The sequence below is a fragment of the Telluria beijingensis genome, from assembly GCF_030770395.1.
Classification (GTDB): domain Bacteria; phylum Pseudomonadota; class Gammaproteobacteria; order Burkholderiales; family Burkholderiaceae_D; genus Telluria; species Telluria beijingensis.
Map to the genome: position 1 here is coordinate 2881417 of NZ_CP132480.1, position 15206 is coordinate 2896622.

Consider the following 15206-nt stretch of genomic DNA (forward strand, 5'->3'; position numbering starts at 1 on the left):
AACTGCCTGGGGAATTGTTGCAGAATGATAACAGCGGATACCAGTGCCGGCGAGCGGGCGTCGCGTCATCTTACCTCAAGTGTAAAATGAACCGGTTCACCTTTTAGCATTCGATGCCGATGCCGCCCTCCAGCCTGCCCTTCCTGCCTGCCACCGACGAAACCGCGCGCCTGATCCTCGCTTTTCCCTGGAACGACACCGAGCTTGGCCCCATCGAGGGCTGGCCGACCGTGCTCAAGACCACGGTCGCCCTGATCATGGCCACGCCGGCGCCCATCGTCACGCTATGGGGCGAGGACGGCTACATGATCTACAACGACGCCTACCGGGTGTTCGCCGGCGGACGCCACCCGGTGCTGCTCGGCTCGAAGGTGCGCGAAGGCTGGCCCGAGGTGGCCGACTTCAACGACAACGTGATGAAGGTGGGCCTGGCCGGCGGCACCCTCAGCTACCAGGACCAGGAACTGACGCTGCACCGCAGCGGCCAGCCCGAGCAGGTCTGGATGAACCTCGACTATTCGCCGATCCGCGACCAGGAGGGCCGCATTGCCGGCGTGATGTCGGTGGTGGTCGAGACCTCGAGCAAGGTCAAGGCCGAACGCCACGTACGCGCCGAGCGCGAGCGCCTGAACAGCATGTTCGAACAGGCGCCCGGCTTCATCTGCCTGCTCGAGGGCCCCGAACACCGTTATGCCCTGGCCAACGACGCCTACCGCACCCTAACCGGCAACCGCCCCCTGCTTGGCTTGCCGGCTGCGCAGGCGGTGCCCGAACTGGCCGAACGCGGCATCGTCGACGTTCTGGACCGCTGCTTCGCCGACGGCAGCACCTTCCGCGCCGAGGGCGTCGAGCTCACGCTCAGGAATCCCGGTCATGAACGACCGGTGCATTTCTTCATCGACTTCATGCTGCAGCCGCTGCGCGACGCCAGCGGCGCCGTATTCGCCACTTTCGTGGAAGGCAACGACGTCACCGAGCGGGTGACGGCCGAACGCGCGCTGCGCGCGAGCGAGGCGCGCTTTCGCACCTTCGCCCAGGCCATGCCCAACCACGTGTGGGCCGCGCGCGACTACGGCAGCGTCGAATGGATCAACGACCGGGTGCACGAATACGCCGGTGCCGAGCGCACGGCCCTGCTGGGCCGCGGTTCGGACCAGCTGGTGCATCCCGACGACCGGGCCCGCTACCGCGCGGCCTGGGCCGCCAGCGTGGCTACCAGCGCCCCGCTCGACGTCGAGATCCGGATCCGCCGCCACGACGGCGACTACCGCTGGCACCTGGTGCGCGCGCGGCGCACGCCGGGCGAGTCCGGCGACGACGGCCTGTGGATCGGCAGCAGCATCGACATCGAGGAACAGAAACGCGCCAGCGAGGCGCTGGCGGCCAGCAACGCTACCCTCGAGGAGCGGGTCGAGCGCCGCACGGCCGAGCGCGACCGCATGTGGCGGCTGTCGAAGGACATCATGCTGGTGGCCGACCTGCAGGGCATCCTGTTCGCCGTGAATCCCGCCTTCACCGCCATCCTCGGCTGGACCGAGGCCGAGGTGCTGGCCACGCCGCTACTGGAGCTGGTGCATCCGGACGACCGCGAACCGACCATCCGCCAGATCGACCTGCTGCGCCATGGCGGCCAGGTATTCCGCTTCGAGAACCGCTACCGGCGCAAGAACGGCAGCTGGTGCAACCTGTCCTGGACCGCCTCGCCCGACCAGCAGTACATCCACGCCGTGGGCCGCGACATCAGCGCCGACCTGGCGCAGATGGAGGCCATGCGGCGCACCGAGGCGGCGCTGCAGCAGGCGCAGAAGATGGAAACCATCGGCAAGCTCACCGGCGGCGTGGCGCACGACTTCAACAACCTGCTGCAGGTCATCGGCGGCAACCTGCAACTGATCGCGCGCCGCGCCGAGGGCCTGCCCGAGATCAGGAAGCGGGTCGAGAACGCGATGAGCGGCGTCGAGCGCGGCGCNCTGCTGCAGGTCATCGGCGGCAACCTGCAACTGATCGCGCGCCGCGCCGAGGGCCTGCCCGAGATCAGGAAGCGGGTCGAGAACGCGATGAGCGGCGTCGAGCGCGGCGCCAAGCTGGCCAGCTCGCTACTGTCGTTCGCGCGCCGCCAGCCACTGGAGCCGAAGGCGGTCAAGATCGGCCGCCTGCTGGGCAGCATGGAAGACATGATGCGGCGCGCGCTGGGCGAGGAGATCGACGTCGAGATGGTGATCTCGGGCGGCCTGTGGACCACCGAGGTCGACCCGGCCCAGCTCGAGAACGCGATCCTGAACCTGGCGATCAATGCGCGCGACGCCATGGACGGCGCCGGCAGGCTGACCATCGAGGTCGCCAACGCCGCGCTGGACGCCGGCTACTGCGCCGCCCATCCCGAGGTCGCACCCGGCCAGTACGTGCTGCTGGCCGTCAGCGACACCGGCAGCGGCATGCCGCAGAACGTGATCGACCAGGCCTTCGAACCGTTCTTCTCGACCAAGCCCGAGGGCAAGGGCACGGGGCTCGGGCTGTCGATGGTATACGGCCTGGTCAAGCAGTCGGGCGGCCACGTCAAGATCTACAGCGAGGTGGGCGAAGGCACGACGGTCAAGATCTACCTGCCGCGCTCCCTGCAGCAAGAAGACCACGCGGGCGAGCAGGCGGCCCAGCCGGTCACCGGCGGCCACGAGACCGTGCTGGTGGTCGAGGACGACGAACAGGTGCGCCTGACGGTGGTCGACATGCTGAACGACCTCGGCTACCGGGTGCTGCGCGCCAACGACGCCGCCTCGGCCCTGACCGTGATCGACAGCGGCATCCACATCGACCTGCTGTTCACCGACGTCGTCATGCCGGGCCCCCTGCGCAGCCCGGAACTGGCGAAGAAGGCGCGCGAGCGCCTGCCGCAGGTCGCCGTGCTGTTCACCTCGGGCTATACCGAGAACGCGATCGTGCACGGCGGCCGCCTCGATCCGGGCGTGGAACTGCTCGGCAAGCCCTATACGCGCGACGCCCTGGCGCGCAAGATCCGCCACGTGCTGGCCAACCAGCAGCACAAGAACGCGGCCCCGCAAGCGGCCGCCGGCGCCGCCGCGGCGGCGGCCACGAAGGCGCGCGTGCTGCTGGTCGAGGACGACGAGGATATCCGCGACAACACGGCGGAACTGATGCGCTTCATGGGGTACGAGGTGGTGGAGGCGGCCAGCGCCGAGGCGGCGCTGGCGCTGCTCGGGCGGCAGCCCGACATCGTCCTGACCGACCTGCAATTGCCGGGGATAGGGGGAGAGGAGATGGCGCGCACGATCAGGGCCAGCTTGCCGCGTGCTCGGATCGCCTTCATGAGCGGCGCCAGCCACGCGTCGGAGGTGGCCGACGCGCTGCTGCCGAAGCCCTACGATGCGCAGCAGTTGCAGGCGCTGCTGGAGAGATTAACGTAGGCTCAGCTGCTGCCTGAGCGTGGCCAGGAAGCGCTCTTTATCGAGCAGGGTCAGCACATCCTCGCGCCCATCCTCGCCCGGCACTTCGAGCACTTCGACGGCGTCGCGCCGCATATCGTCCGGCCCGTTCACGCGCAGCAGCTGCGGCGACGGACGGCGCTGGCTGTCGGGCAGCGACAGGATGGTGTCGACCCGGTCGACCACCAGCCCGAAACGCTCGCCTTCGTGCTCCAGCACCAGCACGCGGCAGCCGGAACGGTCTTCCAGCGGCGCCATGCCGTACAGGGTGCGCAGGTCGACCACGCACACCATCTGCTGGCGCACCTGCATCATGCCGCGCACGCAGGCCGGCATGCCGGGCGGACGGGTGATGGGGCCGTCGAAGCCCACGATCTCGCGCACCTGGCCAATGTCGGCCGCCCAGCCGCCCTCGCCCAGCGAGAAGGCCAGGTAGACGCGGCGCGCGCCCGCCTTCTTCCCGGCCGCGCGCGCGGCATTGGCCTGGTCGGCGTACAGGCGGCGGTGGCCGGCGCAGATCTCGCTGACCTCGGCGTCGGAAAACAGCGCCTCGTGCGCCAAAAACAGGCTGTCGCCCTGCTCCGCGTTCGGCAGGCAGCCGCGGTACATGGCCCCGCGCGCCGTGCCCAGCATCGGGATCGGCAGGATGTCGCTGTCGAAATAGGGCCGGATGTCGTCGACCGCGTCGACCAGCAGGCCCAGGTGCTCGGCGCCGACCCGCACTACCAGCACGCGGCGGTCGTCCGGATCGCCCATGCCGGGCGCGCACTGCAGCAGCGCGCCGAAGTCGACCACACCGACCGGCGCACCGCGCAGGTTGAGCCAGCCCTGGCACAGGCGGCCCAGCATCACCGAAGGCTGCAGCTCGGGCACGCGCATGATCTCCTGGATCGCCTCCATCGCCAGCGCGAAGCGCAGGCCGCCGACCGTGAACGAGATGCACTTGCGGCCCTGCGCCTGGCGCAGGAAGCGCATGCGCCAGGCTTCGCGCGCCACGCTGGCGTGGGCCCGCACCTGCGGCACGTTATCGATGCGCACCAGGCGCGCCGCGTCCAGCATCTGCACGATGCGTGCGCCGTCGTCGAGCGTGATCGCGCCCAGCACCACGCCCGGTTCCTCGCCATCGCGCCAGCGCAGGCCGGCGCGCTGCTCGGGCCGCACGCGCAGCACTTCGCCGGTGGCGTCGAACACCAGGCCGACCTGGATGTCGTCGACGTCGACGATCGCCACCCGCTGCTCGGCGCTCGCGGCCGGCGCCGCCGGGTCGAAGATGCGGCCCAGGTTCAGCAGCGGGATCGCGGCGCCGCGCAGGGTGAAGATGCCTTCCAGGCAGCCTGGCGACAGCGGGATCGGGGTGATCCGCTCGGGCATGCCCACCACCTCGCGCACGTGGTCGGCCGGCAGCGCGAACTCCTGGCCGCTCAAAAAGAACGTGCCGACCACCTGCATGCCGGCGGCGTCGCGCAGCACGCGCGCGGCAACCGCCTGCTGCGCCTCGATCGCGGCCACGGCCGCGCCCACGTCGCTCAAGGCATTCATGCCGCCACCGCCTGTTCGCGCCCGATGCGCACCACGCTAAAGGTCTGGCGGTCGCAGTCGATCGACAGGCGCCGGCCCTGCGAGCCGCCCACGTCCTGGAACGCCACCTGCAGCCCGCGCAGCGAGATCTGCGAACGCGCCGCCGCGATATTGCGGGTGCCGACCGCGCCATCGTGGGTGCGCAGGTTGAGCATGCGCGCGCCGCCGGCGATTACCACGTCGACCTCGTCGTACTGCTCGCGCCGTACGCCCAGCCGCGCCAGCAGGCGCGGAATGGCCGCGCTGACGTAGCGCGCCGAGTCTTCGCCGGTCTCGACGCCTTCGGGCAGGAAGCAGTGCGCCAGGCCGCAGCGGCGCTGATTGCGCCAGATCATGCCGATCCCGACGCAGGAGCCCAGCAGCGCGGTCAGGACCTGCTCGCCCTGGCCGACCTGCATCTGGCCGGTCAGCACGTGGGACATGGTATTCAGGCGGTGCTTATTCATCGTGTTCTCAATCCCCGATACGGTAGACGTGGGCCTGCTCGAACACGAAGTCCGTGTCCAGGCGGGTAATGGATTCCTGTTCGCCCAGGACCAGGCGCGACTCGCGGCGCATGGCGGCGCGGGCCCCGGCCAGCACCTTCTGCTGGGCTTCGGTGTCGAAATAGATCAGCACATTGCGCAGCAGGACCAGGTCGAAACCGGCCACCCGCGGCGGGCGTTGCAGCAGATTGTGTTCGCCGAACTCGACGTACTGGGTCACCTCGCTGGCGACCCGGTACTCCTCGCCCACTGGCCGCAGGTACTTGCGGAACAGCTCCGGATGGTCGCGCTCGAAGCGCTCCACGCTGCGCCCGCGGTACATGGCGGCGCGCGCCGTGGCGAGGGCGTCGGTCGAGATGTCGGTGGCCAGGATCTCGAAGCGCAGGCCGGGGAAGTTGCGGCGCGCTTCGAGGCAGCTCATGGCCACCGAATACGCTTCCTCGCCGGTGGCGGCGGCCGCCGACCAGATGCGCAGCGGCGCCGATTCAGCGCGCGCGGCCCACTCGGGCAGGAACTCGCGCTCCAGCCAGCGCCACACGGCCGGGGTGCGGAAGAACGCGGTATCGTTGGTGGTCACCGAATTGATGAACGACTCGACCTCGGAACGATCGTGTTCCAGGCGCGCGATATAGGCGCCGTAGTTGTCGAGTCCCAGCGCGCGCAGGCGCGGCTGCAGGCGTCCCTGCAGCAATACCCGCTTGTGCTGGCCCATGGCGATGCCGGTGTGCTTGCGCACCAGGGCGATCACGGCCTGCAGCTTGTCGTCGTTCAGTTCCATATCGGGCTCAGACCACGAAGCGGGCGACAGTGCTGTTCAGGTGCCCGGCGTGCTCGTTCAGGCCCTCGGTCGAACGCGCGATGCTGTCGCAGGAACCGGCCGAACGCTCGGTCTCCTGGGCGATGTAGAGGATCGCGGCGCTCACCTCCTTGGCCGTCAGCGACTGCTCGCTGGCGCTGCCCGAGATCTCGGCGATCGCCAGCGAAGTCTTGCCGACGCCCAGCGTGATGCGGTCGAATGCTTCGCTGGCCTGGCGCGAGATCTCGCTGCCCTGGGCCACGCGGCGCACCGATTCGTTGATCAGCTTCGAGATTTCCTTGGTCGCCTGCGACGACCGTTCCGCCAGCTTGCGCACCTCGTCGGCCACCACCGAGAAGCCCAGGCCGTGTTCGCCGGCGCGGGCGGCCTCGATCGCGGCATTGAAGGCCAGCATATTGGTCTGGCCGGCGATCTCGCCGATCACTTTCACGATTTCGCCGATGTCTTCCGACGACTGGTTGATCATGGCCATCGCCTCGATCGAGCGGGCGATCGCCCTGGCGCCGATCTCGGCCTCGTCGCGGGTGCTCTGCGCCAGGGCATTGGCTTCCTGGGTGCTGCGCGCGATGGTGTTGATCGAGGCGGTCAGGCCGTCGACCGAGGCGTTCATCTGTTCCACCGTGGCGCCCAGCGCCTGGGCGCTGGCGGCCACCGTGTTGGAACGGTCGGCGATCGCGCGCGACGAGTCGTTCAGCTTGCCCGCGGCGGCGACGGCGTCGCCGATCACTGCGCGCAGGTCGCCGATCATCTTCATCACGCCGCGCGCCAGCTGGTCGAGCGGCTCGTCGCCGCTGGTATCGATCGAGCCGGTCAGGTCGCCGCGCGAGGCGCGCGCCACCTGCTCGAGCAGGGTGTCAACTTTCTGGCGCTCGGACTCGGCGCGTTCGACGGCGGCCTGCTCCAGCATCACCTGCTCGGTGATGTCGGTCGCAAACTTGACCACCTTCACCGGCTTGCCGTCGGCGTCGAAGATCGGGTTGTACGTGGCCTGGATCCACACGGCCTTGCCGTTGTTGCCGAAGCGCTTGTAGCGGCCGGCGTCGAATTCGCCGCGATTGAGCTTGCCCCAGAAGCGGCGATAGGCCGCGCTGGCCGCGTATTCGTCGTCGCAGAACACGCGGTGGTGCTCGCCGCGCACGTCTTCCAGCGCGTAGTCGAGCAGGTCGAGGAAGTTGGCGTTGGCGTCGAGCAGCATGCCGTTCATGTCGAACTCGACCACGGCCTGGGCCTTGCCGATGGCGGCCACCAGACCGCTGGTCTCAGCGGCGCGCATCTTCTCGGCCGTGATGTCGGTGGCGAACTTGATGATCTTGCACACCCGGCCGCTCGCATCGCGCACCGGGTTGTACGAAGCGTTGATCCAGAACTCGCGTCCACCCTTGGCGATGCGCTTGTACTCCGCGCGGTCGGCCTTGCCGGCAGCCAGGTCTTGCCAGAAGCGGACATATGCCGGCGAATCGATCAGGTCGCGCTCGCAGAACATCGAATGATGCCGGCCCGTCAATTCGTCGTCGCTGTAGCCGGTCGCGGCCAGGAAGTTGTCGTTGGCGCGCAGGATGTTGCCGTTCAGGTCGAACTCGATGATGGCTTGGGCGCCGTCGAGGGCCGAGTAAATGGCGCGCAGATCTTGCAGCGCGTCGGGCGATTCCAGGTAGATCGTTTCCATAGTTCCAATAGTCAGTGGGTTTGGCGACGCCTGGCGGCGGCGCGACAAGCTGCATGGAAGCAATAATGCGCCAAATCGCATAAACAGTAAATTCAGCAAAGTCAGCACGATCAAATATTCGGCACTTCGTTGTCCCAAAACAACAATGTCGCTTTGCCATCCCGCTCAGTTGTCGATCCTCCTAGGGAAAATCCCAATATCTCCGGTCACGATGTTCCCGGACAACAACTAAAACGGCAAATACGAAATATTTTTGTTGAGAAACTCAGCAGAATCGATACAATCCACTCCATCGACAAACCAGTAAAACCGAAATCATGATGACGCCACCCTCCCACCGCTCTATCGAAAGGAATTCCATGACCATGCGTATCCTGAATATCCTGCTGTTCTGGACCATCGTTCTCGTTGGCTCCAAAGTATTCGCGGCCGATACCCAGGCCGTCGATGTGCGCCTGCAGGCGTTCCAGGTCACCACCGGCCAGGGTGGCGAGAAGCTGGCGCCTGCCCTCGAAGCCGAAGTCGGCGACACCATCGAATACCAGATCACTTACAAGAACCAGGGCAAGACGGCCGCCCAGGCCGTGGCGGCGACCCTGCCGGTGCCCGAGGGTTCGATGCACTACCTGGCCGGCAGCGCGGCGCCAAAGGCGGTCCAGGCCAGCCTCGACGGCAAGACCTTCGCCCCCCTGCCCCTCACCCGTGAAGTCGTGCGCAAGGGCCTGCGCGTGGTCGAGCGGGTACCGGCTTCCGAGTACCGCTTCCTGCGCTGGAACCTGGGCGACCTTGCGCCCGGCCAGGCCGTCACCGTCAGCTCGCGCATGAAAGTGGTCTCGGTCGGCGCCGCGCCCAAGTTGGCAGGCAAATAAGGATTTCACACCCGACGCCCAAGCTCCGTCTCGTTAGTTGTAATTTTAGCAATACCAATTTTTTCAACCCGGTTCATTTGCAGTTCAAACCCGATTCATTTCCCGTCTCACAAGAAGGAATAACGCCATGAAAACCCGTCTCACGCTCGTCGCCGCCGCCTCCGTGCTGGCAGCCGCCCATGCCAGCGCGGCCACCCCGACCGCCGCCGGCACCCTGATCACCAACCAGGCCAGCGCCACCTATAACGATTCGACCGGCACCAAGACCGTCCAGTCGAACATCGTGACCACCACCGTGCAGCAGGTGGCCAGCCTGACCATCAACAATGGCAGCGCCAAGAGCGGCGCCGTCGGCACCAAGGTCGTGTTCGCCCACAGCGTGACCAATACCGGTAATGGCCCCGACACCTTCACGCTGAGCCAGACCAACACCGGCGCCATGACGCTGAGCGGCGTCGAATTCTTCCTGGACGAGAACGGCGACGGCGCGGCCGACAACGCCACTCCGATCACGGTTACCCCGCAACTGGCCGCTGGCGCCACCTACCGCTTCGTGGCCGTCGCCACCGTGGCTGCCGGCACTACCGGCAGCACCAACACCCTGACCGTGAAAGCCACCAGCACCTTCAACGGCAGCGTCAACGCCACCAGCACCGACATCGCCACCGTCGGCGCCGGCGCCGCGATCGACCTGACCGCCGGCAGCTACGGCCCGACCGCGCCAGGCCATGGCCTGGGTCCGGAACAGGCGGCGCAAGAGACCAAGCTCACCACCGCCGGCACCATGACCTCGTTCGTCCTGTACCTGACCAACGGCGGCGGCAGCACCGAGACCTTCGCGCTGTCGGCCAGCACCAATGTCGGCTTCAACGGCGCCCCGCTGCCGGACGGCTGGACCGTCGTGTTCAAGGACGCCAACGGCCAGGTAGTCACCAACGTCAATGTCGCCGCCGGCGCCAACGTCAAGGTCACCGCCGAGGTCACCCCGGCCGCCGGCACCACCCCGGGCACCACCGACATCTGGTTCCGCGCCCAGTCGACCACCAATCCCGCGATCGTGGACACCATCCGCGACGCCGTGACCGTGGTGGCGGGCGACTCGCTGCTCGAACTGGTCAAGACCCAGGGCCTGGACGACGACTGCAACGGCACCGTCGAAGGCCAGTACACCAAGGATCCGATCACCGCCAAGCCGGGCGCCTGCATCCGCTACAAGATCGTGGCCACCAACAAGGGCCTGACCACCATCAACGCCGTGGTCATCAACGACACCGTGCCGGCCAATACGACCTACCACGCCGGCGCCGCCGCCAACACCCTGCTCGGCTCGATCCTGGCGCCGGTCGCCGCGGGCGTGGTCAGCAACGTCTCCGCCACCGGCTTCAACCTGACTCCGGGCCAGTCGAACACCCTCGACTTCGGCGTGAAGATCAATCCGTAAGCCTTCGTCACCAGCCAAGTGCGGCGCCTCCAGGGGCGCCGCTTCCGAACACCCTTCCGACTCCCGCGCGCCATGATCACCCAGCTCCGACTCTTCGTCTTCACCTGCCTGATCGCCACCCTGCTGCTGTGCAGCCACGCGGGAGCCGCCGTCGTCAACAAGGCCAGCGCCAGCTTCGCACTGCCAGCCGGCGGCACCGGCACCGTCGTGTCGAACACCGTGCGCGCGCAGCAGACCGACAGCATCACCTATTTCACCTCGGCCGCCTTCACCACCGTGGCGCGCGCCACCCGCGCCAATGGCCAGCTGTTCGTCCAGATCTCGGCCGCCGACTGCAACCTCGACCCCAGCCGCGCCGAAGAAATCAGCGTCACCATCGCCTCGAAGAAGACCGGCGACCGCCAGGCCTACATGGCCACCGAGACCGGCCCCGATACCGGCACCTACCGCATCACCCCGATGGCCATGGACCGCGCCAGCGACGAAGACGGCCACGAGAACGACATGGGCGACGGCATGATCGAAGTCATGCCCGACGACACCCTCACCGCCAGCATCGCCGGCTGCGGCAGCGGCGAAATCTCCACCGACATCCTGGTCGATCCGATCGGCGTCGTGTACGACAGCGTCAGCAACGAGCCGATCGCCGGCGCGACCGTGACCCTGATCGACGTCACCGGCGCCGGCAACGGCGGCAATCCGGGCGGCCCGGCGATCGTGTTCGACGTCGACGGCGAAACCCGCGTACCGAGCACCGTGGTCACCGATGAATTGGGCATGTACCACTTCCCGCTGGTCGCCCCGAGCCTGTACCGCCTGAAAGTCATCCCGCCCAGCAACTACGGCTTCCCGTCGAAGACCGAGCCAGGCAAGCTGCCGGCCGGCCGCGAGACCAACCTGTACGGCTCCTACGGCGGCGAATTCACCGTCAGCGCCGCCCTGGGCGTGGTCACCATCGACGTCCCGCTCGACCCGATCCAGGGCACCCTGTACCTGCAAAAGAACGCCTCGCGCGCCGTGGTCGAAGTCGGCGAAGTGCTGGACTACACCATCCGCGTGTTCAACGCCGCCGACGACACCATGACCGGCGTCGTCGTGACAGATACCCTGCCGGCCGGCTTCAGCTACGTGCCGGGCTCGATGCGCCTGGATGACGCGCCGTACGACGACCGTTTCGCCAACCGCGGCCCGCGACTGGACATCGCCATCGGCGACCTGGCGGCGCGCTCGAACCGCGTGCTGCGCTATCGCGTGCGCATCGGTGCCGGCGCCCTGCAGGGCGATGGCATCAACCGCGCCCAGGCCACCAGCGTCCTCCCTGTCTTGACCAGCACCGTGGCCGCGGCCAAGGTCAAGGTGGAAGCCGGCATCTTCAGCAGCAAAGGCCATATCCTGGGCACCGTGTTCGCCGACTGCAACGCCAACGGGCTGCGCGACGCCGACGAACCGGGCGTGCCCGACGTGCGCATCTGGCTCGAAGACGGCAATTTCGCCCAGACCGATGCCGAAGGCCGCTACAGCTTTGCTGGCGTCACCCCGGTCACCCACGTGGCCAAGGTCGACGCCACCACCCTGCCGGCCGGCACCAGCCTGGCCATCCTGTCGAACCGCAATGCGGGCGACGCCGGCAGCCGCTTCGTCGACCTCAAGGACGGCGAACTGGCGCGCGCCGATTTCGCGCTGGATGCCTGCGGTGACGACCTGCGCGCCGCCATCGCCACCCGCGCCGAGCGCCTGCGCGCCGAGCTGCAGGCCGCCGCCGTCATCACCGCCCCCGCCAATTCCGTGGTGGTCGCACACGACGAAGAACTCGACCTGTCCAAGCTGGACAACCAACTGGCCTTCATCGGCCTGGAAGATGGCGCCGTCCTGCCGCACGGCCAGGCAACGGTGCGCATCAAGGGCAGCGCCGGCAGCCAGTTCACCTTCACCGTCAATGGCGCCCTGATCGACGACAGCCACGTCGGCCAGCAGAGCACGGTCGCCGACCGTCAGCTCGACGTCTACGAATACGTGGGCGTGGCCCTGCGCCCGGGCCGCAACGAACTCGACGTGCTGCAAAAAGACGCCTTCGGCAATGCCCGCGGCAGCCAGCGCATCACGGTCGTGGTGCCGGGCAAGCTGGCGCGCCTGCGCATCAAGCCGCAGACCGAGAGCGCACCGGCCGATGGGAAGCGCCTGGTCATGGTCAACGTCGCCCTGGAAGACGCCGACGGCGTGCCGGTGGTGGAACGCACCCCGGTCACCCTGGACGCTTCCAGCGGCGAATGGGACTTCCCGGACCTCGATCCACGCGAGCCAGGCCACCAGGTATTCGTCGAAGGCGGCAATGCGGACTTTTCGCTGCGCGCACCGAAAGAGGCCGGCGAAGCCCGCCTGCTGGCCGCCAGCAGCCTGCTGCAGGCCAAGGGCGCGCTGCGCTTCGTGCCCGACCTGCGTCCGCTGGTAGCGGCCGGCGTGGTCGAGGGCAGCACGAGCCTGAACCGGGTGCGCGGCAATACCGCCAACCCGCTGCGCGACTTCGACGGCTTCGAAGACAAGCTGCGCCACCTGGTGGGCAAGGACGACGGCCTGGCCGGTGGCGCCCGCGCCGCCATGTTCGCCAAGGGCCAGGTGGGCGAGAACACCCTGGTCACCATGGCCTACGATTCGGACAAGGACACCGAACCCAAGATGTTCCGGGACATCGACCCGCTGGCTTATTACCCGACCTATGGCGACAATGCGCGCCGCGGCTTCGAGGCGCAGTCGACCAGCCGCCTCTACCTGCGCGCCGAACGCGACCGCTCCTACGTGATGTACGGCGACTTCGTGCCACCTGGCGTGACCCCGCAGCGCAACCTGGGCGCCTACAACCGCAACCTGACGGGCCTGCGCACCCACGCCGAAGTGGGCGGCCTGACCTTCGAATCCTTCGCCAGCTACGACAGCACGCGCCAGATGATCGAAGAAATCGCCGCCAACGGCACCTCGGGCCCGTTCCTCACCGGCGGCGGCCTGATGGTCATCAACAGCGAGCGCGTCGAGATCGTGGTGCGCGACCGTAACCAGACCGGCCTGATGCTGTCGCGCCGCCTGCTGGCGCGCTACGCCGACTACGACATCGACCCGCTCACCGGTCGCATCCTGCTGCGCGCCCCGGTGGCCAGCCTGGACCAGGACCTGAACCCGATCAGCCTGCGCATCAGCTACGAAGTCGACCAGGGCCACCCGCGCTTCTGGGTCGGCGGCATCGCCGCCCAGTACAAGATCGGCGAGATCGTCGAAGTGGGCGGCAGCGCCGTCGAAGACCGCAACCCGGCCGCCCCGACGCGCCTGGTGAGCGTCAACGCCAGCGTGACCCCGGACGACAAGACCGTCGTCACCGTGGAAGCGGCGCAGATGGAGAAGTTCGAGGCCAAGGGCCGCGCCGCCCGCATCGACGCCACCCGCACCGACGGCGCGCTGGAAAGCCGCGTGTTCGCCGGCCGCGCCGACGCCAACTTCGACAATCCTTCGTCGTCGCTGCCGAAAGGCCGTACCGAAGGCGGCGCCACCGTGCGCTACCGCGTCACCGATCGCGCCACCCTGGGCCTGGAAGCCCTGCACACGGCCGACATCGCGACCGATGCCGAGCGCAACGGCGTGCAGCTGTTCGGCGGCTACACCTTTGAAAACGGCGTGCAGGTCGAGCTGGGCGTGCGCCGCTCGATCGAGTCGGCCGGCGACAGCGTGGTGCTGGCCCAGCCGGATCTCACCAGCGTGCGCGCCAAGGTCGCCACCCAGATCCCGGGCCTGCCGCAGGCCGGCGTGTTCCTGGAGGGCGAGCAGGACATCCACGACAACGGCCGCCGCATGGTCGCCGTGGGCGGCGACTACCGCTTCGCCGGCGGCAGCCGCGTGTACGGCCGCCATGAACTGATCAGCAGCCTGGGGTCGACCTATGCGCTGAACCAGGGCCAGCAGCGCAGCGCCACCGTGTTCGGCGTCGACAGCGACTACATGCAGGACGGCCGCGTGTTCACCGAATACCGCGCAGGTGGCACTTCCCCCGCTGGTACCCTGCTGGGCGAGCGCCAGGCCGAAGCGGCCCTGGGCCTGCGCAACCTGTGGACCCTGGGCGAAGGCGTGCGCGCCAACACCAGCGTCGAGCGCGTGAAAGTGATCTCGGGCGCGAAGGACAATGAAGCGATCGCCCTGACCGGCGCCATCGAAGTGAGCCGCCACCCGACCTGGACCGGCAATGCGCGCCTCGAACTGCGCCATGGCGAAGACAGCGACGGCGTGCTGAGCACCCTCGGCCTGGCCTATAAGATCAACGACAGCCTGAGCTTCCTGGGCAAGAACACCCTGGCCGCCACCAAGTCGAACGCTGCCGGCACCATCCGCCTGACCGAGCTGCTGCAAAGCGGCGTCGCCTACCGCGCACTGGAATCGATCGGCGTGACCGGCCTGGCCAAGTACGAGTACAAGCTGGAACGCGACGACGGCCCGGCCAACCTGAAACGCGCCGTGCACGCGGTGTCGATGAACGCCAACTGGCAGCTGCGCCGCGACACCGTGGTCAGCGGTCGCTATGCGGCCAAGGTTGCGCTGGACCGCTCGAGCGGCCTGTCGAGCCGCACCGTGAGCCACCTGGTGGCCGGCCGCGTGACCCACGAGATCAACGAAGACTGGGACGTCGGCGCCACCGGCCAGGTGCTGCTCGACCGCGACACCCGCGGCCGCCAGTACGCGGCAGGCGTGGAAGCGGGCTACCAGCTGCAGCGCAATATGTGGGTCTCGGCCGGCTACAACTTCAAGGGCTTCACCGAGCGCGACCTGGCAGGCGCCGACGCGACCGCCAAGGGTGTGTATTTCCGTATGCGCATGAAGTTCGACGAAAACACCCTGCAGGGCCTGCTGAACGGCGATCTGCTCAAATAAGAACG

Annotated in this window: 8 protein-coding genes; 4 read left to right on the forward strand and 4 right to left on the reverse strand. The window is 68.0% G+C overall.

The genetic code is table 11. The annotated features are described in order from the left end of the window. The first annotated feature begins 119 nt into the window (after window positions 1-119). Window positions 120-3422: a hybrid sensor histidine kinase/response regulator gene (locus tag Q9246_RS12805; protein WP_306397925.1), complete on the forward strand. Its 3303-nt coding sequence runs from the start codon at window positions 120-122 to the stop codon at window positions 3420-3422. Here Q9246_RS12805 and Q9246_RS12810 read toward each other — a convergent pair. Genes Q9246_RS12810 through Q9246_RS12825 form a run of 4 tightly spaced genes read right to left on the reverse strand, consistent with a single transcriptional unit; the run spans window position 3414 to window position 7986 of the window. Next, window positions 3414-4979, reverse strand: coding sequence for a chemotaxis protein CheW (locus Q9246_RS12810; protein WP_306397926.1), 1566 nt, complete (start codon window positions 4977-4979; stop codon window positions 3414-3416). The genes Q9246_RS12805 and Q9246_RS12810 overlap by 9 nt on opposite strands. Continuing rightward, a complete protein-coding gene (locus tag Q9246_RS12815) occupies window positions 4976-5464 on the reverse strand; it encodes a chemotaxis protein CheD (RefSeq protein ID WP_306397927.1) in 489 nt (162 codons plus the stop codon). The genes Q9246_RS12810 and Q9246_RS12815 overlap by 4 nt, the downstream gene beginning before the upstream one ends. A 7-nt stretch (window positions 5465-5471) precedes the next feature. After that, window positions 5472-6281 (reverse strand): CheR family methyltransferase, encoded by an 810-nt coding sequence (locus Q9246_RS12820; RefSeq protein ID WP_306397928.1) that lies wholly within the window; start codon window positions 6279-6281, stop codon window positions 5472-5474. Between the two features lie 7 nt (window positions 6282-6288). Beyond that, window positions 6289-7986 carry a methyl-accepting chemotaxis protein gene (locus Q9246_RS12825; RefSeq protein WP_306397929.1) on the reverse strand — a complete coding sequence of 566 codons (1698 nt, stop codon included), beginning with the start codon at window positions 7984-7986 and terminating at the stop codon, window positions 6289-6291. 359 nt (window positions 7987-8345) lie between these two features. Here Q9246_RS12825 and Q9246_RS12830 point away from each other — a divergent pair, with 359 nt between their 5' ends. From Q9246_RS12830 to Q9246_RS12840, 3 genes are all read left to right on the forward strand, one after another. Then, window positions 8346-8855, forward strand: a complete 510-nt coding sequence (locus Q9246_RS12830) for a hypothetical protein (RefSeq protein WP_306397930.1) — start codon at window positions 8346-8348, stop codon at window positions 8853-8855. Window positions 8856-8982: 127 nt separating this feature from the next. After that, window positions 8983-10296: a hypothetical protein gene (locus Q9246_RS12835; protein ID WP_306397931.1), complete on the forward strand. Its 1314-nt coding sequence runs from the start codon at window positions 8983-8985 to the stop codon at window positions 10294-10296. A gap of 72 nt (window positions 10297-10368) precedes the next feature. Then, window positions 10369-15201 carry an SdrD B-like domain-containing protein gene (locus tag Q9246_RS12840; protein ID WP_306397932.1) on the forward strand — a complete coding sequence of 1611 codons (4833 nt, stop codon included), beginning with the start codon at window positions 10369-10371 and terminating at the stop codon, window positions 15199-15201. Window positions 15202-15206: the final 5 nt, after the last annotated feature.

Coding starts and splice junctions, on each gene's coding strand:
- Q9246_RS12830 (WP_306397930.1), top strand. CDS start 8,346: ATGACCATGCGTATCCTGAATATCCTGCTGTTCTGGACCATCGTTCTC.
- Q9246_RS12815 (WP_306397927.1), bottom strand. CDS start 5,464: ATGAATAAGCACCGCCTGAATACCATGTCCCACGTGCTGACCGGCCAG.
- Q9246_RS12835 (WP_306397931.1), top strand. CDS start 8,983: ATGAAAACCCGTCTCACGCTCGTCGCCGCCGCCTCCGTGCTGGCAGCC.
- Q9246_RS12810 (WP_306397926.1), bottom strand. CDS start 4,979: ATGAATGCCTTGAGCGACGTGGGCGCGGCCGTGGCCGCGATCGAGGCG.
- Q9246_RS12825 (WP_306397929.1), bottom strand. CDS start 7,986: ATGGAAACGATCTACCTGGAATCGCCCGACGCGCTGCAAGATCTGCGC.
- Q9246_RS12820 (WP_306397928.1), bottom strand. CDS start 6,281: ATGGAACTGAACGACGACAAGCTGCAGGCCGTGATCGCCCTGGTGCGC.
- Q9246_RS12840 (WP_306397932.1), top strand. CDS start 10,369: ATGATCACCCAGCTCCGACTCTTCGTCTTCACCTGCCTGATCGCCACC.